Raw genomic sequence first — 19,657 nt, 5'->3', positions numbered from 1 at the left:
CTGAGCGGTAACTCGACAGCAGTCGTAACGTGAAGTGGTGACCCAACCCCATGATCTGCCCCGGACCGTCGGCGAGCTGAAGGCCTCCGGTCATCGCGAGCGGGGCGTCAAAGGCGAAATCCGGGAAAACCTGCTGGCCGCCCTGGCGCAGGGCCGCGACGCCTGGCCCGGCATCCTCGGCTTCGAAGACACCGTGATCCCGCAGCTGGAACGCGCCCTGATCGCGGGGCATGACGTAGTCCTGCTCGGCGAGCGAGGCCAGGGCAAGACCCGGCTGCTTCGTGCGCTGACCGGGCTGCTCGACGAGTGGACACCGGTGATCGACGGCTCCGAACTGGGCGAGCATCCCTACACCCCGATCACGCCGGAGTCGATCCGTCGCGCCGCGACGTTGCAGGACGACCTGCCCGTGGCGTGGCGGCACCGCAGCGAGCGGTATACCGAAAAGCTCGCCACCCCGGACACCAGCGTGGCCGACCTGGTCGGTGACATCGACCCGATCAAGGTGGCCGAGGGCCGCAGCCTCGGCGATCCAGAGACCATCGCCTACGGCCTGATTCCGCGGGCGCACCGCGGGATCGTTGCCATCAACGAGCTGCCCGACCTTGCGGAGCGTATTCAGGTTTCGATGCTGAACGTGATGGAGGAGCGCGACATTCAGGTGCGCGGCTATACGCTGCGGCTGCCGCTCGACGTGCTGGTCGTCGCCAGCGCGAATCCCGAGGACTACACCAACCGCGGCCGGATCATCACGCCGCTCAAGGACCGGTTCGGTGCCGAGATCCGCACCCACTACCCGCTCCAACTCGAGGCGGAAGTCGGTGTGATCAAACAGGAGTCGCATCTGGCCGCCGAGGTGCCCGAGTACCTGCTGCAGGTGCTGGCGCGGTTCGCCCGCCACTTGCGTGAGTCGCATTCGATCGATCAGCGATCGGGCGTCTCGGCGCGGTTCGCGATCGCCGCGGCGGAAACCGTCGCCGCTGCCGCCCGGCATCGTTCTGCGGTGCTGGGCGAGTCGGATCCGGTGGCGCGGGTGTGTGACCTCGGCACCGTCGTCGACGTGCTGCGCGGCAAGTTGGAGTTCGAATCCGGCGAGGAGGGCCGCGAACAGACGGTGCTCGAACATCTGCTGCGGCGCGCGACCGCGGACACCGCCCAGCGACTGCTCGGCGGCATCGACGTCGGGCCGCTGGTTACCGCCATCGAGGGCGGTTCGGCGGTCACCACCGGTGAAAGAGTCTCGGCGAGAGCAGTTTTGGATGCGGTGCCGGAGGTGCCCGCGATCGCCCAGGTTCAGCAGCGCCTCGGCGCGAAGTCCGACGGCGAGCGCGCGGCCGCAGTCGAACTGGCCCTGGAAGCACTGTATCTGGCCAAGCGCATCGACAAGGTCTCTGGCGAAGGCGAAACCGTCTATGGCTAGGCACGGCCGGTCATCGCGGTATTCGGCCTACACCGGTGGGCCGGATCCGTTGGCCCCGCCTGTCGACCTGCGCGAGGCATTGGACCAGATCGGTCAAGACGTGATGGAGGGCAGCTCGCCGCGGCGGGCGCTCTCCGAGCTGATGCGACGCGGCACCCAGAACATGCGCGGTGCCGACCGGTTGGCGGCCGAGGCAAACCGGCGGCGACGGGAGTTGTTGCAACGCAACAATCTTGACGGCACGTTGCAGGAGATCAAGAAACTGCTCGACGAGGCCGTGCTGGCGGAGCGCAAGGAACTGGCCCGCGCACTCGACGACGATGCCCGGTTCAACGAGATGCGGATCGAGTCGTTGCCGCCGTCACCGGCCAAGGCCGTGCAGGAGCTCTCCGACTACGACTGGCGCAGCGGCGAGGCGCGCGAAAAGTACGAGCAGATCAAGGATCTACTCGGCCGCGAGATGCTGGATCAGCGGTTCGCCGGCATGAAGCAGGCGTTGGAGAACGCCACCGACGAGGACCGTCAGCGCGTCAATGAGATGCTCGACGATCTGAACGAGCTGCTGGACAAGCACTCTCGCGGTGAGGACTCGCAGCAAGATTTTGATGACTTCATGGCCAAGCACGGCGAGTTCTTCCCCGAGAACCCGCAGAATGTGGAGGAGCTGCTCGATTCGCTGGCCCAGCGGGCCGCGGCTGCGCAGCGGTTCCGCAACAGCCTGTCGCCAGACCAACGTGCCGAACTGGATGCGCTGGCGCAGCAGGCTTTTGGATCGCCGTCGTTGATGAACGCGCTCAACCGGCTCGACTCCCACTTGCAGGCGGCGCGGCCGGGGGAGGACTGGACTGGCTCGTCTCGATTCTCGGGCGACAACCCGATGGGCATGGGCGAGGGCACTCAGGCTCTCGCGGACATCGCCGAACTCGAGCAACTCGCCGAGGCGCTCTCGCAGAGTTACGCGGGCGCGACGATGGACGACGTCGACTTGGACATGCTGGCCCGCCAATTGGGCGAGGATGCGGCCATCGATGCCAAGACACTCACCGAACTCGAGAGGGCACTGGTCAACCAGGGCTTCCTTGACCGCGGCTCCGACGGGCAGTGGCGGCTGTCTCCGAAGGCCATGCGTCAGCTCGGCCAGACCGCGTTGCGCGATGTGGCGCAACAGCTTTCGGGCCGTCACGGCGAACGCGACACCCGCCGTGCGGGCGCCGCGGGCGAATTGACCGGTGCGACGCGGCCGTGGGCGTTCGGCGACACCGAGCCGTGGAACGTCACCCGAACGCTCACCAACACGGTGCTGCGCCAGGCTGGTGCAGGGGTAGTCGAGCGGCCGCTGAAGCTCGCTGTCGAGGACGTCGAGATCTCCGAGACAGAAACCCGCACGCAGGCAGCGGTGGCGCTGCTGGTCGACACGTCGTTCTCGATGGTGATGGAGAACCGGTGGTTGCCGATGAAGCGCACGGCCTTGGCGTTGCACCATCTCGTCAGCACCCGGTTCCGCTCGGATGCGTTGGAGATCATCGCGTTTGGCCGCTATGCCCGCACCGTCAGCGCCGCCGAGCTGACGGCCCTCGAGGGCGTTTACGAGCAGGGCACCAACCTGCACCATGCGCTGGCGCTCGCGGGCAGGCATCTGCGCCGTCACCCCAATGCGCAGCCGGTGGTGCTGGTCGTCACCGACGGTGAACCCACCGCACATCTCGAGGACTTCGACGGCGAGGGGGCATCTGTGTTCTTCGACTACCCCCCTCATCCACGCACCGTCGCCCGCACCGTCAAGGGATTCGAAGACGTCGCCCGGCTCGGAGCCCAGGTGACCATCTTCCGTCTCGGCAGCGACCCTCTCCTGGTGCGGTTCATCGACAAGGTGGCGCGCATCGTCGAGGGCAGAGTGGTGGTGCCCGATCTGGACGGGCTCGGCGCCGCGGTCGTCAGCGACTATCTTCGTTCACGCCGCCGGCGGTAATCACGCCCGCGTGCAATTCCGGCAAATCGGAGTTCGTGCGATTTCCCGCGCTTAACCCATTAACGGCTGGCCCAAGTTAATAAGCCAAGAGAATGGTCGGGTTCTGGTTGCAGCGGAGAGTTTTCAGCGCGTTTACAGAAAAGGACTGACGACCGCGTTAATTAAGGCGTAGGTTGCGATTGTCTGTGTCGGCCTATCCCGTGGGGGGCGTCAAATGACAATTCGGCCTTATGCCTCAGCTGGAATTGCTCTCGTGAGCACCGGGGTTCTCGTTGCTGCACTACCGGCAATCACACCCGCTCCGACACCGCCTGACGTGACTATCTCCGCGCAAGTCCCAAAGGACGTATACGCGGATGTCGCGCTCCGACTTTCTGCGCACGACCTCATCGACGCATTCTTCGCCACCGGCGTCCCTGGCGTGACCCAACAACTGCTGCTGGCGATAGCGGGCGGCTACCAGCCTGGCGTCGACACGATCAACGCATTCTTCGACGGCGGGCTTCCGGCCGTGCTGCAGACGATCCTCATCGCCAACGGCGATCCAATGTCGTTTGAGGCCGCGTTGATCAATGGGTTTTTCGACGGCAACCCGAACAGTAGCTTCGAATACCCCGGGATTCCCGACCCGATACGGCAGATCCTGATCGCCAACGGAAACCCCGACTCCTTCGAAGCGGACTTGATCAATGGGTTCTTCTTGGACGGCGGCCTTCCGGACGTGGTGCGGCAGATCCTGATCGCCAACGGGAACCCCGATTCGTTCGAAGCCGACTTGATCAACGGCTTCTTCAATGGCAACCCGGACAGCGGTTTTGAATACCCGGGGATTCCGGAGCCGACGAGGCTGTTGATCAATGCCGCTCTCCCTGACAACTCAGCCGCAGAAGGCTTGGTCAACGCGTTCTTTCTGAACGGTGGGTTGCCCGCCGTCGTGCAAGCGCTGTTGCCGAGTAACGCGCTGACCCAGGCATTCTTCGCGGGCGGCGCGCCAGCGGTGGTCGGGGCGGTGCTGCTTGGCATCACCAATGCAGTCTTCGGCGAGGGTTCGGTCCCGTCGGGCGCCGTGAATTCGTTCTTCGTGGGCTATCCGCCCGTCGGCAACCCCGGTAGTCCTAGCGGCGTCGTAGGCCTGACCCACTTCATCATCGATGCGCTCATGGGTGACATCACGGAGCCGACGCCTCCTCCTGCTCCTGTCGCCCCCTCGGCCAAGACGTTCCTGGCGGCGGCCAGCGGCCCCTCGGCTACCGCTGCCGATCTACCGAAGGCAAGCGATCCGGTCGTCACGGACGCACCCACGCTGACACTGCACACTGCCGCGACGGTGACCAACGATACGCCGGATTCGAAACCCGTTGCAGCCGTGACGGATTCGGCACCCGCCGCCCCGTCGGGCACAGCGGATCCCGCGCCCGCGGCTCCTGCGGCCGCGACGTCCGATCCCGCACCCGCGGCGACTCCCGCAGTCGACCCGCCCGCCGCCAAGGGAGGAGACGGCAAGGCCGACGACGTGACAGAAGCAGTCAAGTCCGGCAACAAGGCTGAGGTCGATCCGCTGCTGCTCGAAAACGGCGGGGGCGGCGGCAGCTTGGCCAAGACCATCAAGGGTTTCCGCGACTTCATTCACAAACTGCGCGGTGGGACGGATTCGGCCAAGGCCGAGAGCACGAAGGAAGGAACCGGGGAGGGCTAGACCGGTTTGCGCTTCTTGCGCTTTACCGCGACGCTGCCCCACAGCGAAAAACCGCGAATTCGCACGCATGGCGCGCCCGGTGAACCCTCGCCGGTGACGCTCTGTTCGAACGTGCCCATCACGCCTGCGCCGCGAATGTCGACGTTCACCTCTGGCGGCACCAGGATTGTCTGCCCGCCCATGATCGAGTACGAGTGGATCTCCACCTCGGGTGAGGTGAAGTCGGCGTACCGCAAATCCACGACGCCGCCGCCCCACAGCGCGAACGTCGTCATGCGCTTCGGCACGTTCCAGCGGCCGCGACGTTCGAAGCCGCTCATGATCGCCAACAGCAGCGTTGAGGGCGCAGGACGGCAGGGGCCGCCGCCGCGCGCCCTGGTCACGGCGCCGGGCAGATCGCCGCTGATCCGGTCGAGTTCGTCGTACGTCTGTGCGGCATACGCCCTGGTCAGGCGGTCCTCGTACTCGCTCAGCTGAAGCCGGCCCTGGGCAGCGGCATCGGTGAGCAACTGCGCCACCTGAATACGATCGGTGTCGGCAGCACGCATCGAGCCGTTCCGCGACGCTGGAGTGCTCATCAATGACGAGCCTACGACGAACGCTGACGCATGCAAGGGCGTTGGCCAAACTGTGCTCTGCGCTACGCCGGCGAATCAGCTAGATGGGCGAACTTTTATTCGGTTCGGGACAGGTAGTCGGCGAAGCCGACGGTGCCGATCGGGTTATCGGGCGCCAAATTCGCCCCCGAGCGGTAACCGGCGGCGATGCGGCCGGGAACCGGAATTTCCACGACCGGTCGACGCCCGCCGCGGGCTGCCAGGTACAGGCGCGCGAGCGCGGCATGGGTGTGCACCTCGGGGCCGCCGACGTCGGCGACGCGTCCTGCCGGTTCGCAGTCGATGAGCTCGACGAGTCGCGTGGCGACATCGCCCGTGTCGATCGGCTGGAAGCGCACGCCCTTCAGCGTGCTCAGCAAAGGGGCGAACCGCTGGATCGTGAAACTCGTGTTGACCAGATCGTGGAACTGTGTGGCACGCATCACGCTGTGCCCCACGCCCGATGCCTCGAGTGTCTGCTCGACCCGCAGCTTGGTTTTGTAGTAGGGCAGCGGAATTCGGTCGATGCCGACGATCGACACATAGATGATGTGAGTTACGCCCGCCGTGCGCGCCGCTGTGATGAGGTTCTCGGTCGACGTGACGTCCTTGTCGCCGGTGCCCTGAGTCGCGCAATGCACCACAACGTCCACTCCGTCGACCGCGGCATCGACGCCGGTGTTGGTCAACAGGTCGCCCTGTGACCAATGCACGCCGGTATACCCGACGTGGCTGCGACGGCTCATCGCGCGCACCTGATGGCCCGCAGCGGTGGCTGCGCCGACCAACTTCCGGCCCAGCGTGCCGGTAGCGCCTGTGACGAGTACCTGTCGGCTCATGGGTCAAGGCTAGGTTGATAGCGCGGCACCGGCATCAGTCTGCCCAGTTGGGTGTCCGCTTCTGCAGAAACGCCATCATGCCTTCGCGTGCCTCTTCCGAGACGAACAGCCGTGCCGACTGTTTGGTCAGTTCGTCGGCATCACGGTCGAACGCTTGCAGGATCGCCGATGTCGTCAGAGCTTTCGAGGCGGCGAGCCCCTGCGGCGACCCCTTGCCGATGTTCGCAGTCAGCGACGCCACGGTTGCGGTGACGTCGTCGGCGGCGATCGTGATCAGGCCCATCTCGGCGGCTTCGGCCGCGCCGAACTTCTCGCCGGTGAGGAAGTAGCGGCCCGCGGCCCTGGCGGTCATCTTCGGCAACAGCGTCAGCGAAATGATCGATGGGGCAACGCCGATGCGCGCCTCGGTCAACGCGAACGTGCTCGCCTGGCCCGCCACCGCGATGTCACACGCGCCGACGAGGCCGAGCCCGCCCGCGCGCACATGCCCTTCGACAGCCGCGATCACCGGTAGCGGCAGCTTGAGAATTCGCCGTAGCAGCTGCGTCAGTTCGCGGGCCCGGTCGACGGCGACGTCGCCGGGATCACGCCCCGCGGCCTCAGCGAGATCTGCTCCTGCGCAGAAGGTTCCGCCGGTGTGGCCGAGCACCACGGCCCGAACGCCGGACTCCTCGGTGGCGTCGGTGAAGGCCTGATGCAGCTGGTTGACCAGCTTCGTGGACAACGCGTTGCGGTTGTCGGGTGAGTCGAGGGTGATCCGGGCGACCGGACCCTCGACGCCGTAGTGGACGAGTGTTGCCATTGTGGCTGAGCCCCTAGTAAGACCGGGGCAGGCCGAGCGACGTCTGCGCCACGAAGTTGAGAACCATCTCACGGCTGACCGGAGCGATGCGCGCGAGTTTCGACGCGGTCACCGCCGCCGCGATGCCGTATTCCTTGGTCAGCCCGTTGCCGCCCAGCGACTGAACGGCTTGGTCGACTGCGCGCACCGACGCCTCACCCGCGGCGTACTTGGCCATGTTCGCCGCCTCGGCCGCGCCCGCGTCGTCGCCTGCGTCGTACAGCGACGCTGCCTTCTGCATCATCAGCTTGGCGAGTTCGATCTCAATGTGGTTCTGCGCCAACGGGTGCGACAGACCCTGGTGCGCACCGATCGGCGTCTTCCACACCTGGCGGGTTTTCACGTAGTCGACGGCCTTGTTGATCGCGAACCGGCCCATGCCGACAGCGCTGGCCGCGCCCATGATTCGCTCCGGGTTCAGCCCTGCGAACAGTTGCGCTATCGCGGCGTCCTCGGAACCGACCAACGCGTCAGACGGCAGTCGGACCTCATCGAGGAACACCTGGAACTGGCTTTCCGGGGTGACCAACTCCATGTCGATCTTGGTCCAGGACAGCCCCTTGGTGTCGGTGGGCACGATGAACAGCGCAGGCTTGAGGTTGCCCGTCTTGTGGTCCTCGGTGCGCCCGACGATCAGCACGGCTTGGGCTTGGTCGATGCCGGAGATGAACACCTTCTGGCCCGACAGGATCCAGTCGCTGCCGTCGCGGCGGGCGGTGGTGGTGATGCGGTGGCTGTTGCTGCCCGCGTCGGGTTCGGTGATGGCGAACGCCATCGTGGTCGTGCCGTCGGCAATCCCCGGCAGCCACCGCTTTTTCTGGTCCTCGGTGCCGAACTTGGCGATGATGGTGCCGTTGATGGCGGGGGAGACCACCATCATCAGCAGCGGACAACCCGCGCCCGACATCTCCTCCATCACCAGCGCGAGCTCGTACATGCCGGCGCCACCGCCGCCGTACTCCTCGGGCAGGTTGACCCCGATGAAGCCGAGTTTGCCTGCCTCGGACCACAATTCGTCGGTATGCAGCCCGGCGCGCGACTTCTCCAGGTAGTAGTCCTGGCCATAGTTGGCGGCCATCGCGGTGACGGCCTTGCGCAGCGCCTGCTGCTCTTCGGTTTCGATGAAGCCGGTCATGGTGCGTCTCCTTGGGGGTTGTCCACTCGGGCGAGTACGGCGCCGACTTCGACCTGCTGGCCGGTCTCGACATTGAGTTCGGCGAGCACGCCATCGTTTGGGGCGGTCACCGTGTGCTCCATCTTCATCGCCTCGAGCCAGATCAGCGGTTGGCCGGCCGTGACGGCGTCGCCCACCGCTGCACCGATGCGCAGCACCGAACCCGGCATGGGCGCGAGCAATGACCCCTGCGCAACGGCGGCGTCGGGATCCGGGAAGCGGGGCAGCGCAACGAGTTGCACTGGGCCGAGAGGTGAGTCGACGAAGACGTCGGCGCCGTAGCGGGCCACGTCGAACGCGCGGTCCACCCCGTCGACGCAGAGCACCACCCGGCCGGGCTGCGCGGTGACCAGGCCCACGTTGTCATGGCAGGGCAACTCCACACCGGTGCGGGTGAATCTGTACCGCACCTCGTGCGTGTTTCCGGCATTGTCGCTGTAGGACTTGTTCTGGTAGCCCGACGCGAGATTGCGCCAACCACTGGGTGCTGCGGTGAATACCTTTGCGCCTTGGCGGTTTTGCGCGGCATCGGCGAGCGCAGCGGCCAGCGCGGAGAGTTCGACAGCCCGGGCGTCGGCCAGCGACGCGGCCAATTCGGCAAGGCCGTGGGTGTCGAAGAACGCGGTGTCCGTGGCGCCGTCGAGGAAAGCCGGGTGCCGCAGCACATTCACCAGCAGATCGCGGTTGGTGCGGACCCCGTGGATGCGGGTGCGGGCCAGCGCGTCGGCCAGCACGCCCGCCGCCTGGCGGCGGTTCGGGGCGCATGAGATGACCTTGGCGATCATCGGGTCATAGAACACCGAAACGACGGACCCGTCGACGATGCCGGTGTCCAGACGCACGTTCGCGGGCACCGCGAAGTGGTGTACCGGACCCGCCTGCGGCTGCCAATTCTTGGCCGGGTCCTCGGCGTAGAGCCGGGCCTCGATCGAATACCCTTGTGACGCTGGTGGTTCCGGTTCGAGCCGACCGCCGTCGGCGACCTGCAGCTGCAACTCGACGAGGTCGAGCCCGGTGGTCTCCTCGGTGACGGGGTGCTCGACCTGCAGCCTGGTGTTCATCTCGAGGAAGAAGAAGTCTCCACGGTCGTCGGCCATGAACTCGACGGTTCCCGCACCGGTGTAGCCGATCGCGGAGGCCGCCAGCCTGGCCGCGTCGAAGAGCTTGGCGCGCATTGCGGGTGTGCGTTCGACCAGAGGCGAGGGCGCCTCTTCGATGATCTTCTGGTGGCGGCGTTGAATCGAGCATTCGCGTTCGCCGACCGCCCACACCGTGCCGTGTTGATCGGCGAGCACCTGGACCTCGACGTGGTGGCCGGTGGCCAGGTAGCGCTCGCAGAACACGGTCGGATCGCCGAACGCGGACTGCGCCTCGCGGCGCGCAGCCTCCACTTGTCCCGCCAACTCCGATAGTTCGCGCACCACCCTCATGCCACGGCCGCCACCGCCTGCCGACGCCTTGATGAGCACAGGCAGCTGGTCGGCGGTGACGGTCTCGGGGTCGAGTTCGTCGAGCACCGGCACGCCTGCCGCGGCCATCATTTTCTTGGCCTCGATCTTGGAGCCCATCGCGGCGACCGCGGCCACCGGTGGGCCGATCCACGTCAGGTCCGCTTCAATCACGGCGGCAGCGAATTCGGCGTTCTCCGAGAGGAATCCGTATCCCGGATGGATGGCGTCGGCCCCTGCGGCGCGTGCCGCGGCGATCAGCTGCCCGGCATCCAGGTAGCCGTTGCGGCCCTCGAGTCGCACCGCGGCGTCAGCCTCCGCGACGTGTGGCGACGCCGCGTCGGGATCGGTGTAGACCGCAACGGTGCCGATGCCGAGCCGTCGGCAGGTGTCGAACACCCGCCTGGCGATCTCGCCGCGGTTGGCGACCAGTACTCGTGTGATCATCGGCTTCCCTCGGTGATTTGTGTGCGTTCAGGAGCGCTCACCGCTCCCAAACGCACACAAGTCGCGTGATTCATGGGGCTCACATCCGGAAGACGCCGAAGTTCGACGTCCCCTTGATCGGGCCATTGGCGATGGCAGACAAGCACATTCCCAACACGGTGCGGGTATCGCGAGGATCGATGATGCCGTCGTCGTACAGCATCCCGGACAGCACCATGGGCAGCGATTCGGCCTCGATCTGTCCTTCGACCGCCGCGCGCATCGCCGCGTCGGCGTTCTCGTCGACTTGCTGGCCGCGGGCCTCGGCGGCGGCGCGGCTGACGATCGACAGCACCCCGGCGAGCTGAGCGCCGCCCATCACGGCGGACTTCGCGCTCGGCCAGGCGAACAGGAAACGTGGATCGTAGGCGCGACCGCACATGCCGTAGTGGCCGGCGCCGTAGGAGGCGCCGATCAGCAGCGAAATGTGCGGGACGGTCGAATTCGACACGGCGTTGATCATCATCGAGCCGTGCTTGATCATCCCGCCTTCCTCGTACTGCTTGCCGACCATGTAGCCGGTGGTGTTGTGCAGGAACAACAGTGGTGTGTCGGAGCGGTTGGCCAATTCGATGAACTGGGTGGCCTTTTGGGACTCCTCACTGAACAGCACGCCGCGGTGGTTGGCGAGGATGCCGATCGGATAGCCGTAGAGCGTCGCCCACCCCGTCACCAGCGACGACCCGTACAGCGGCTTGAACTCGTCGAATCCCGAGCCGTCCACCACGCGGGCGATGACGTCGCGAGGATCGAACGGGATGCGCAGATCGGAGGGAACGATGCCGAGCAGTTCCTCGGCGTCGAACAGCGGCTCGGTCACCGGGCCGGGAGCGGGGCCCTGCTTACGCCAGTTGAGCCGGGCGACGATGCGCCGCCCGATGCGGATGGCATCGAGTTCGTCGACCGCGAAATAGTCGGCCAGACCCGAAGTCCTGGCGTGCATTTCGGCCCCGCCAAGCGATTCGTCATCAGACTCCTCGCCGGTCGCCATCTTCACCAGCGGGGGTCCGGCGAGGAACACCTTCGAGCGTTCCTTGATCATCACGACGTGGTCGGACATGCCGGGGATGTAGGCGCCACCCGCTGTCGAGTTGCCGAACACCAGCGCGATGGTCGGGATACCCGCAGCGGACAGCCGCGTCAGATCGCGGAACATCTGACCGCCCGGGATGAAGATCTCCTTCTGTGTTGGCAGGTCGGCGCCGCCGGATTCGACCAGTGACACCACCGGTAACCGGTTCTGCATTGCAATCTGGTTGGCCCGCAGGATCTTCTTCAACGTCCAGGGGTTGCTGGTGCCGCCCTTGACGGTCGGGTCGTTGGCGACGACCAGGCATTCAACGCCCTCGATCGCGCCGATGCCGACCACGATGCTGGCGCCGACGTTGAAGGCGGTACCCCACGCGGCCAGCGGACTCAGTTCCAGGAACGGCGAATCGGGGTCGAGCAGCATCTCGATGCGTTCGCGCGCGGTCATCTTGCCGCGCTCGTGATGACGCTGGACGTACTTCTCGCCGCCGCCGGCCAGTGCCTTGGTGTGCTCGGCGTCGATGTCGGCGAGCTTGGTGGTCATCGCCGCCGCGGCCTCGGCATGGGCCGGTGACGCGGCGTCGATCGTCGAACGGAGAGCGGTCATGACTGGAATCCCAACGTCTTGGCCGCAAGTGCGGTGAGGATTTCGGTGGTGCCGCCGCCGATGCCGAGGATCCGCATATCGCGGTACTGGCGTTCGACCTCGGACTCGGTCATGTAGCCCATGCCGCCGAACAGCTGCACAGCCTGGTTCGCGACCCATTCGCCCGCCTCGACGGCGGTGTTCTTCGCGAAGCACACGTGCGGGATCAGGTTTTCCGTCTCGCCGGCCAACTGCCGCTCGACCAAGTGGTGCGTGTAGACCCGCGCGACGTCGATGCGCCTTGCCATCTCGGCCAGCGTGTTCTGCACTTGCTGACGCGAGATCAGCGGCCTGCCGAAAGTCTCCCTGTTGCGACACCACTCCACGGTGAGGTCAAGACAGCGCTGTGCACTCGAATACGCTTGTGCGGCAAGGCCGACACGCTCGGATACGAACGCCGCCGCGATCTGTGCGAATCCGGAGTTCTCGCTGCCGATCAGGTTGGCGGCGGGCACTCGGACATCGGTATAGGTCAGCTCGGCCGTATCCGACGACCGCCAACCCATTTTGTCGAGCTTGCGGCTGACCTCGAAGCCTGGTGTGCCCGCCTCGACGACGATCAGCGAAACACCCGCGGCGCCAGGGCCGCCGGTGCGCGCCGCCGTCACGACATAATCTGCGCGCACGCCGGAGGTGATGTAGGTCTTGGCGCCGTTGACGATGTAGTCCCCATTTCCGGAGCCGTCGCGAACCGCCCGCGTGGTCAGGTGTCCGACGTCGGAGCCGCCGCCGGGTTCGGTGATGGCAAGGCTGCCGATCTTCTCTCCGCGTAGCGTCGGCCGCACATACGTGTCGATCAGCCGCTGATCTCCGGAGGCAATCATGTGTGGCACCGCGATGCCGCAAGTGAACAGCGAAGCGAACACCCCGCCGGGCGAACCGGCGTAGTGCATTTCCTCGCAGATGATCACCGCATCGGCGCCGTCGCCGCCACCACCGCCAACCGCTTCGGGCAGGCCGGCGCCGAGCAACCCCGCCTCGCCTGCCTTGCGGTGTAGGTCGCGCGGCAGTAGCCCACTGCGCTCCCATTCGTCGACGTGTGGCAGCACCTCACGTTCGGCGAAGGCGCGCACCGTTTTTCGCAACTGCTCGCGTTCGGGGGTGTGCCAGATGTCTGTGCTCACGCCAAGAACTCCTCGGGGATGTCGATGTGCCGGCTGCGCAGCCACTCGCCGAGCCCCTTGGCCTGGGGGTCGAACCGCGCCTGATACGCGACACCCTTGCCGAGGATGCCGTCGATGACGAAGTTAACGGCCCACATGTTCGGCAGCAGATGACGAGTGACGGCTAAATCGGCTGTCTCGGGCAGCAATTCGCGGAGCTTGTCGACGGTCAGCGTGTGTGCCAGCCACCGCCAGTGATCCTCGGCGCGGACCCACAGCCCGACGTTGGCGGAACCGCCCTTGTCGCCGCTGCGCGCGCCTGCGATCACGCCGAGCGGCACCCGCCGCGTCTCGCCGAATGGCAATGGCTCGGGTAGGGCGAACGGCGGGACCGGTGCGAGCGCAAGCGTCTGGGCCGCCGTTGCGATGTCGACGCGGGAACCGTCGGCGTGTACGGCGACATGCGGCACCTTGGCGGCCTCCACATAGCCGGGCGTGAACACGCCGTACACCTGACCGTCGCCCGGCGGTGATGTGCTGGTGAACCCTGGATAACTGGCGAGCGCGAGTTCGACTGCTGCCGAGGAGAATTGGCGTCCGACGGTAGCCGGATCGGGATCGCGGACAACACAGCGCAGCAGCGCGCTGGCGGCTTCCTCGGTGTCCGCGTCGGTGTGGTCGGTGCGGGCCAGTGTCCACTCCATCTCGGCGGGCTTGACCGTCAGGCTGGTTTCCAGTTGCCTGCGTACGAGTTCGGCCTTGGCCTCGATGTCCAAACCCGTGAGCACCAGCGCCATTTCGTTGCGGAATCCGCCGATGCTGTTGAGCGACACTTTCAGGGTCGGCGGCGGCGGTTCACCCTTGACTCCGCTGATCCGCACCCGGTCGGGTCCGTCGTCGGACAGCTCGATGGTGTCGACGCGCAGCGTCACGTCGGGATTGGCGTATCGCGCACCGCCGATCTCGTACAGCAGCTGCGCGGTGACCGTGCCGACCGTGACGGCCCCGCCCGTGCCGGGATGCTTGGTGATCACCGACGAGCCGTCGGCACTGATCTCGGCGAGCGGGAAGCCGGGATGCGTCAGGTCGGCCAGTTCGGTGAAGAAGGCGTAGTTGCCGCCGGTGGCCTGCGCACCGCATTCGATGACGTGGCCCGCGGCCACCGCACCCGCCAGCGCGTCGTAGTTCGTCCGCTCCCAGCCGAAGTGCGCCGCGGCCGGCCCGACGATCACCGATGCGTCGGTCACGCGACCGGTCACCACCACGTCGGCGCCGCCGCGCAGGCACTCGGCGATGCCCCACGCACCGAGGTAGGCGTTGGCCGCCAAGACCGAACCGAAACCCAACTCCTCAGACCGCCCCACGAGGTCGTCGCCCTCGACATGCGCGACGTTCACTGTCAGGCCGAGCCGGTCGGCCAGCGTCCGCACCGCGCCTGCCAGACCCGCCGGGTTCAGCCCGCCAGCGTTGGCGACGATTCGCACGCCCTTGTCGAGGGCCGGGCCGAGGCAGTCCTCGAGTTGCCTCAGGAACGTCTTGGCGTAACCGCGCTCGGGGGAGCGGGCGCGGTCGCGGGCCAGGATCAGCATGGTCAGCTCGGCCAGGTAGTCGCCGGTCAGATAGTCCAGTTCACCGCCTGTGAGCATCTCCCGCATGGCCGCCAGCCGGTCGCCGTAGAAGCCCGAGCAGTTGCCGATGCGCACCGGACCAGGAGCAGAAGCCACGCAGTCTTCCTTTCGCCGCCGAGCACGCCCAACCAACCGGTAGGTTAGCGGTTACCGGCGGTATCGCGTCAAGGTCGTCCCTTGTTTTGGAGCCTATGCAGGCCACGGGCTATCCTGAAGGGCAATTGCGATGCCGGACCACGCGTGGCGCGCATTTCAGGACCCCTTATAAAAGGAGAGCTCGATCATGGCTGTGCCCAAGCGCAGGATGTCGCGCGCGAACACCCGTAGCCGGCGCGCGCAGTGGAAAGCCACCCGTACCGACCTGGTGAACGTGACCGTCGCGGGTCAGCAGCACAAGGTGCCGCGGCGCCTGCTGAAGGCCGCCCGTCTCGGCCTCATCGATCTCGACCGCCGCTGACCCGGCCGCGCTGGGGCGCGTCTCTCAGCACAGTCTCAGGTGATCGATAGACACTGTGGCTGTGCGCATACTTGTCGTTGACGACGATCGCGCTGTGCGCGAATCCCTGCGCCGGTCGCTATCGTTCAACGGATATTCGGTCGAGCTGGCGCAGGACGGCCGCGAAGCTCTCGACGCGATCGCGAACGACCGGCCCGATGCCCTCGTACTCGACGTGATGATGCCGAGGCTGGACGGCCTCGAGGTATGCCGTCAGCTTCGCTCCACCGGCGACGACCTGCCGATCCTCGTGCTGACGGCCCGCGACTCGGTATCCGAGCGGGTCGCCGGGCTGGACGCCGGCGCCGACGACTACCTGCCCAAGCCGTTCGCACTCGAAGAACTGCTGGCGCGGATGCGCGCGCTGCTGCGGAGAAGGACGCCCGACGACGGCGCCGAATCGCCTGCGCTGACGTTCTCCGACCTGTCGCTGGACCCGGTGACCCGCGAGGTCACCCGCGGCGACCGGCCGATCAGCCTGACCCGCACCGAGTTCGCGCTCCTGGAAATGCTGATCGCCAATCCTCGGCGGGTGCTCACCCGCAGTCGCATCCTCGAGGAAGTGTGGGGGTTCGACTTCCCGACGTCCGGCAATGCTCTCGAGGTGTACGTCGGATATCTACGCCGCAAGACCGAAGCCGAAGGAGAGCCGCGACTGATCCACACCGTGCGCGGGGTGGGTTATGTGTTGCGTGAAACACCGCCCTGATGTCAGCCCAGAAGTCCGGGTTCGGGCCGCGGAGAACGTCGCGGCCGCCGCTTGCCGCTGCCAGCTCCCTGTCGTTGCGTTGGCGCGTGATGCTGCTCGCCATGTCGATGGTGGCCATGGTCGTGGTGCTGATGGCCGTCGCCGTCTACGCGGTGGTATCGCGGGCGCTCTACGACGACATCGACAACCAGTTGCACAGCCGCGCGCGGCTGTTGATCGAAAGTGGTTCGCTGGCGGCCGATCCCGGTAAGGCGATCGAAGGCACCGCCTACTCGGACGTCAACGCGATGCTGGTCAACCCCGGCCGGTCCATCTACACGGCCAACCAGGAGGGCCAGACGCTGCCGCTGGGCGAGCCGGAAAAGGATGTGGTGCAAGGCGAATTGCTGATGTCGCTGCGCACCGTCAACCACCAGCGGGTGCTGGCGCTGCACCTGACCAACGGCAGCTCGTTGCTGATCTCCAAGAGCCTTGCCCCGACCAGCGAAGTGCTCAAACGCCTCGGCACGGTACTACTGATCGTCGGCGGTCTCGGTGTCGCGGTCGCCGCAATGGCCGGTGGTGCCGTGGCCCGCGCCGGGCTGCGACCGGTGGCGCGGCTGACCGAAGCCGCCGAACGGGTGGCCCGCACCGACGACCTGAGACCCATTCCGGTATTCGGCAGCGACGAACTCGCCCGTCTCACAGAGGCTTTCAACATGATGCTGCGGGCACTGGCCGAGTCGCGCGAACGCCAGGCCCGGCTGGTCACCGACGCGGGCCACGAGCTGCGCACGCCGTTGACGTCGCTGCGCACCAACGTCGAGCTGCTGATGGCGGCGATGGCACCCGGGGCCCCACCGCTGCCCGAAGACGAGATGGCCGAACTGCGCGCCGACGTGATCGCCCAGATCGAGGAATTGTCCACGCTGGTCGGCGATCTGGTGGATCTGACCCGCGACGAGGCAGGCGGCGTCATTCACGAACCCGTCGACATGGCCGACGTGGTGGACCGATCACTTGAGCGAGTTCGTCGGCGCCGCAACGATATTGAGTTCGACGCTTCAGTGATCGGGTGGCAGGTGTACGGCGACGGCGGTGTGCTGGAGCGCGCCGTGCTCAACCTGCTCGACAACGCCGCGAAATGGAGTCCGCCGGGCGGACGCGTGGGCATCCGGCTGACGCAGATCGACCCCGCGCACGCCGAGCTGGTGGTGTTCGACTTCGGTCCCGGTATCCCGCCGCAGGAGAGGGCGCTGGTGTTCGAGCGGTTCTATCGTTCGACGTCGGCCCGGGCGATGCCCGGCTCCGGCCTCGGTCTGGCCATCGTGAAACAGGTCATGGTCAAACATGGTGGGACGCTGCGGGTCGAGGACACCGTCCCAGGCGGGCAACCACCCGGTACCTCTATCCATGTGGTGCTGCCCGGCCGGCCGCTTCCTGCGACACACCCCACCGATGTGGACCAGCCGGTGGTCGGCGCCGACAATGCTTGATCGGGGAACGCGCGGCGGGGAGGAAAGTCTGGGGATGTCCCGAAAGTTCTCTAAGTGGATTCTCAGCCCGAATGGGCACGCTGAGCCTGCAGCCGTCGTTGTTCAAGAAGTCGGGACCTACTCCAGGAAGGCCATCGCAGCGACATGACGAACCACCCGAGGTACTCGCCGCCTCCGCCGCCCGGCCACCGGCCCGGCGGCCATGCGCAGCATGGGACGCCCGGCTATCCTGGCGCGCCGCGGCCATATCAGCAGCAGCAGCCGCAGCAGCCGTATGACTGGCGCTACGCGACGCAGCAGCAGTTCCGTGCGCCCTACGATCCGTACCGCGGCGCTCCGCAGCAGCCGCCCGGTCTGCACGCTCCCCAAAAGCGTTCCCGCGCAGGCGCTTTGACGGCCGGCGCGGTCGCCGTCGCGATTGTCTCGGCGGGTATCGGCGGTGGCGTCGCCCTGCTCGCCCAGCCGGATCGCCCGTCGGCAGGCTCGAGCGCCACCGGACTGGCGCCAAGCGTGCCCGCCGCCAGCCTGCCCGCGGGTTCGGTCGAGCAGGTGGCCGCCAAGGTGGTGCCCAGCGTCGTCAAGCTGGAGGTCGACCTCGGCAAGCAGTCGGAGGAGGGCTCCGGCATCATCCTGTCCTCCGACGGGCTGATCCTGACCAACAACCACGTCGTGTCCGCCGCCAAGGACAACCCGGGCGGCCCCCCCGCGCCGGCCCCTGCCGGCGGCGCCCAGACGAAAGTGACCTTCGCGGACGGCCGCACGATGGGCTTCACGGTCGTCGGGACCGACCCCAGCAGCGATATCGCCGTTGTTCGCGCGCAGGGCGCATCGGGGCTGACCCCGATCACCCTTGGCTCGTCGAGCAATCTGCGGGTCGGCCAGGACGTGGTGGCCGTCGGCTCGCCGCTCGGGCTGGAAGGCACCGTCACCACCGGCATCATCAGCGCGCTGAACCGCCCGGTGGCCGCCGGCGGCGACGCCGGGAACCAGAACACCGTGCTCGACGCGATTCAAACCGACGCGGCGATCAACCCCGGCAACTCGGGTGGCGCGCTGGTCAACATGAATGGCGAACTGGTCGGCGTGAATTCGGCCATCGCGACGTTGGGCGGCGATGCGGGTCCGCAGGCGCAGAGCGGCTCGATCGGGCTGGGCTTCGCCATCCCGGTCGATCAGGCCAAACGGATCGCCGATGAGCTCATCCAGAGCGGCACGGCGTCACACGCCTCGCTCGGCGTCCAGGTGGGCAACGACGCGGGCGTTGACGGCGCGAAGATCGTCGAGGTCACCAACGGTGGCGCGGCTGCGGCGGCGGGCCTGCCAAGCGGCGTCGTCGTCACCAAGGTCGACGACCGGGTGATCGGCAGCGCCGACGCTCTGGTGGCCGCGGTGCGATCAAAGGCGCCAGGTGACAAGGTGACGCTCACATACCTGGATCCATCGGGTAAGTCGCAGACCGTGCAGGTCACGCTCGGCAAGGCACAGCAGTGACCATCACCGTGGGTCCTGGAGGCCCGCGCACTCTGAGAGTGGCCGCGCCCGTGTCACTTCCGACATATACGGTTGCACTCATGGAACAGCCAGGGGAGTTGGTGGGCCGGGCGCTCGTCGTCGTCGTCGATGACCGCACCGCTCATGGCGAAGAAGACCACGAGGGCCCGTTGGTGAGCGAGCTGCTCGGCGAGGCCGGCTTCGTGGTGGACGGCGTGGTCGTCGTTTCCTCCGATGAGGTGGAGATCCGCAACGCCCTCAACACGGCGGTGATCGGCGGAGTTGACCTGGTGGTCTCCGTGGGAGGCACTGGAGTCACGCCGCGCGACGTGACCCCCGAAGCCACCCGCGACATCCTCGACCGTGAACTGCTCGGGATCTCCGAGGCGCTGCGCGCGTCCGGTCTGTCGGCAGGAATAGTCGACGCGGGCGTCTCCCGCGGCCTCGCCGGGATATCCGGCAGCACCCTCGTAGTTAATCTCGCGGGCTCGCGCGCCGCGGTCAGGGACGGCATGGCCACATTGAGCCCGCTGGCCGTTCAGATCATCGGCCAGCTATCCAGCTTGGAGATCTAACGAGATTGGCCTCGCTGCGCAACAGTTGCCGCGACG

At 66.8% G+C, this 19,657-nt stretch carries 16 protein-coding genes; 8 read left to right on the top strand and 8 right to left on the bottom strand.

From position 1 onward, the window contains the following. The first annotated feature begins 37 nt into the window (after positions 1 to 37). The 3 genes from GGC64_RS34270 (at position 38) to GGC64_RS34260 (ending at position 5,085) form a co-directional block, all read left to right on the top strand. Entirely contained in the window at positions 38 to 1,420 is a 1,383-nt protein-coding gene (locus tag GGC64_RS34270; RefSeq protein WP_192727083.1) for an ATP-binding protein, read from the top strand. Beyond that, on the top strand, positions 1,413 to 3,389 hold the full coding sequence (locus GGC64_RS34265) for a VWA domain-containing protein (protein ID WP_192727082.1): 1,977 nt from the start codon (positions 1,413 to 1,415) through the stop codon (positions 3,387 to 3,389). The genes GGC64_RS34270 and GGC64_RS34265 overlap by 8 nt, the downstream gene beginning before the upstream one ends. A 316-nt stretch (positions 3,390 to 3,705) precedes the next feature. Continuing rightward, on the top strand, positions 3,706 to 5,085 hold the full coding sequence (locus GGC64_RS34260; protein WP_192727081.1) for a hypothetical protein: 1,380 nt from the start codon (positions 3,706 to 3,708) through the stop codon (positions 5,083 to 5,085). Here GGC64_RS34260 and GGC64_RS34255 read toward each other — a convergent pair. The 8 genes from GGC64_RS34255 to GGC64_RS34220 all read right to left on the bottom strand — a co-directional run bounded on the left by GGC64_RS34255 (position 5,082) and on the right by GGC64_RS34220 (position 14,950). Beyond that, complete coding sequence (locus GGC64_RS34255) at positions 5,082 to 5,663, bottom strand: DUF1707 domain-containing protein (RefSeq protein ID WP_192727080.1); 582 nt, start codon at positions 5,661 to 5,663, stop codon at positions 5,082 to 5,084. The two genes, GGC64_RS34260 and GGC64_RS34255, sit on opposite strands and share 4 nt — an antisense overlap. Before the next feature lie 95 nt (positions 5,664 to 5,758). Next, the gene (locus GGC64_RS34250; protein WP_192727079.1) at positions 5,759 to 6,520 is read right to left on the bottom strand and encodes an SDR family oxidoreductase; all 762 of its coding nucleotides are present in this window, start codon (positions 6,518 to 6,520) and stop codon (positions 5,759 to 5,761) included. 34 nt (positions 6,521 to 6,554) lie between these two features. Next, positions 6,555 to 7,322: an enoyl-CoA hydratase family protein gene (locus GGC64_RS34245; RefSeq protein WP_192727078.1), complete on the bottom strand. Its 768-nt coding sequence runs from the start codon at positions 7,320 to 7,322 to the stop codon at positions 6,555 to 6,557. A 13-nt stretch (positions 7,323 to 7,335) separates the two neighbouring features. Continuing rightward, positions 7,336 to 8,496 (bottom strand): acyl-CoA dehydrogenase family protein, encoded by a 1,161-nt coding sequence (locus GGC64_RS34240; RefSeq protein WP_192727077.1) that lies wholly within the window; start codon positions 8,494 to 8,496, stop codon positions 7,336 to 7,338. After that, a complete protein-coding gene (locus tag GGC64_RS34235; RefSeq protein ID WP_192727076.1) occupies positions 8,493 to 10,430 on the bottom strand; it encodes a biotin carboxylase N-terminal domain-containing protein in 1,938 nt (645 codons plus the stop codon). The genes GGC64_RS34240 and GGC64_RS34235 overlap by 4 nt, the downstream gene beginning before the upstream one ends. 79 nt (positions 10,431 to 10,509) lie before the next feature. Continuing rightward, entirely contained in the window at positions 10,510 to 12,105 is a 1,596-nt protein-coding gene (locus GGC64_RS34230) for an acyl-CoA carboxylase subunit beta (RefSeq protein WP_192727075.1), read from the bottom strand. Then, positions 12,102 to 13,268: an acyl-CoA dehydrogenase family protein gene (locus tag GGC64_RS34225; protein WP_192727074.1), complete on the bottom strand. Its 1,167-nt coding sequence runs from the start codon at positions 13,266 to 13,268 to the stop codon at positions 12,102 to 12,104. The genes GGC64_RS34230 and GGC64_RS34225 overlap by 4 nt, the downstream gene beginning before the upstream one ends. Beyond that, on the bottom strand, positions 13,265 to 14,950 hold the full coding sequence (locus GGC64_RS34220) for an acyclic terpene utilization AtuA family protein (protein ID WP_192727128.1): 1,686 nt from the start codon (positions 14,948 to 14,950) through the stop codon (positions 13,265 to 13,267). Before GGC64_RS34220 ends, GGC64_RS34225 begins: the two co-directional genes overlap by 4 nt. Positions 14,951 to 15,158: 208 nt before the next feature. Here GGC64_RS34220 and rpmF point away from each other — a divergent pair, with 208 nt between their 5' ends. From rpmF to GGC64_RS34195, 5 genes are all read left to right on the top strand, one after another. Further along, positions 15,159 to 15,332, top strand: a complete 174-nt coding sequence (rpmF, locus tag GGC64_RS34215; protein WP_192727073.1) for a 50S ribosomal protein L32 — start codon at positions 15,159 to 15,161, stop codon at positions 15,330 to 15,332. 61 nt (positions 15,333 to 15,393) lie between these two features. Further along, positions 15,394 to 16,080, top strand: coding sequence for a response regulator transcription factor (locus tag GGC64_RS34210; protein ID WP_192727072.1), 687 nt, complete (start codon positions 15,394 to 15,396; stop codon positions 16,078 to 16,080). Then, positions 16,080 to 17,555 (top strand): HAMP domain-containing sensor histidine kinase, encoded by a 1,476-nt coding sequence (locus tag GGC64_RS34205; RefSeq protein ID WP_192727071.1) that lies wholly within the window; start codon positions 16,080 to 16,082, stop codon positions 17,553 to 17,555. The genes GGC64_RS34210 and GGC64_RS34205 overlap by 1 nt, the downstream gene beginning before the upstream one ends. Before the next feature lie 144 nt (positions 17,556 to 17,699). Next, positions 17,700 to 19,046 (top strand): S1C family serine protease, encoded by a 1,347-nt coding sequence (locus GGC64_RS34200; protein WP_192727070.1) that lies wholly within the window; start codon positions 17,700 to 17,702, stop codon positions 19,044 to 19,046. 32 nt (positions 19,047 to 19,078) lie between these two features. Continuing rightward, entirely contained in the window at positions 19,079 to 19,621 is a 543-nt protein-coding gene (locus GGC64_RS34195; protein ID WP_192727127.1) for a molybdenum cofactor biosynthesis protein B, read from the top strand. Positions 19,622 to 19,657: the final 36 nt, after the last annotated feature.

The organism is Mycobacterium sp. OAS707, from assembly GCF_014873705.1.
In the GTDB taxonomy this organism is placed as follows: Bacteria; Actinomycetota; Actinomycetes; order Mycobacteriales; family Mycobacteriaceae; genus Mycobacterium.
The sequence above is the reverse complement of the archived record's forward strand: the minus strand, read 5'-3'. Positions and strand labels throughout refer to the sequence as shown.

Excerpts from the sequence above, each read along its gene's own strand:
- GGC64_RS34265 (WP_192727082.1), top strand. The coding sequence starts at position 1,413 with ATGGCTAGGCACGGCCGGTCATCGCGGTATTCGGCCTACACCGGTGGG.
- GGC64_RS34255 (WP_192727080.1), bottom strand. The coding sequence starts at position 5,663 with ATGAGCACTCCAGCGTCGCGGAACGGCTCGATGCGTGCTGCCGACACC.
- GGC64_RS34250 (WP_192727079.1), bottom strand. The coding sequence starts at position 6,520 with ATGAGCCGACAGGTACTCGTCACAGGCGCTACCGGCACGCTGGGCCGG.
- GGC64_RS34245 (WP_192727078.1), bottom strand. The coding sequence starts at position 7,322 with ATGGCAACACTCGTCCACTACGGCGTCGAGGGTCCGGTCGCCCGGATC.
- GGC64_RS34240 (WP_192727077.1), bottom strand. The coding sequence starts at position 8,496 with ATGACCGGCTTCATCGAAACCGAAGAGCAGCAGGCGCTGCGCAAGGCC.
- GGC64_RS34235 (WP_192727076.1), bottom strand. The coding sequence starts at position 10,430 with ATGATCACACGAGTACTGGTCGCCAACCGCGGCGAGATCGCCAGGCGG.
- GGC64_RS34230 (WP_192727075.1), bottom strand. The coding sequence starts at position 12,105 with ATGACCGCTCTCCGTTCGACGATCGACGCCGCGTCACCGGCCCATGCC.
- rpmF (WP_192727073.1), top strand. The coding sequence starts at position 15,159 with ATGGCTGTGCCCAAGCGCAGGATGTCGCGCGCGAACACCCGTAGCCGG.
- GGC64_RS34205 (WP_192727071.1), top strand. The coding sequence starts at position 16,080 with ATGTCAGCCCAGAAGTCCGGGTTCGGGCCGCGGAGAACGTCGCGGCCG.
- GGC64_RS34200 (WP_192727070.1), top strand. The coding sequence starts at position 17,700 with ATGACGAACCACCCGAGGTACTCGCCGCCTCCGCCGCCCGGCCACCGG.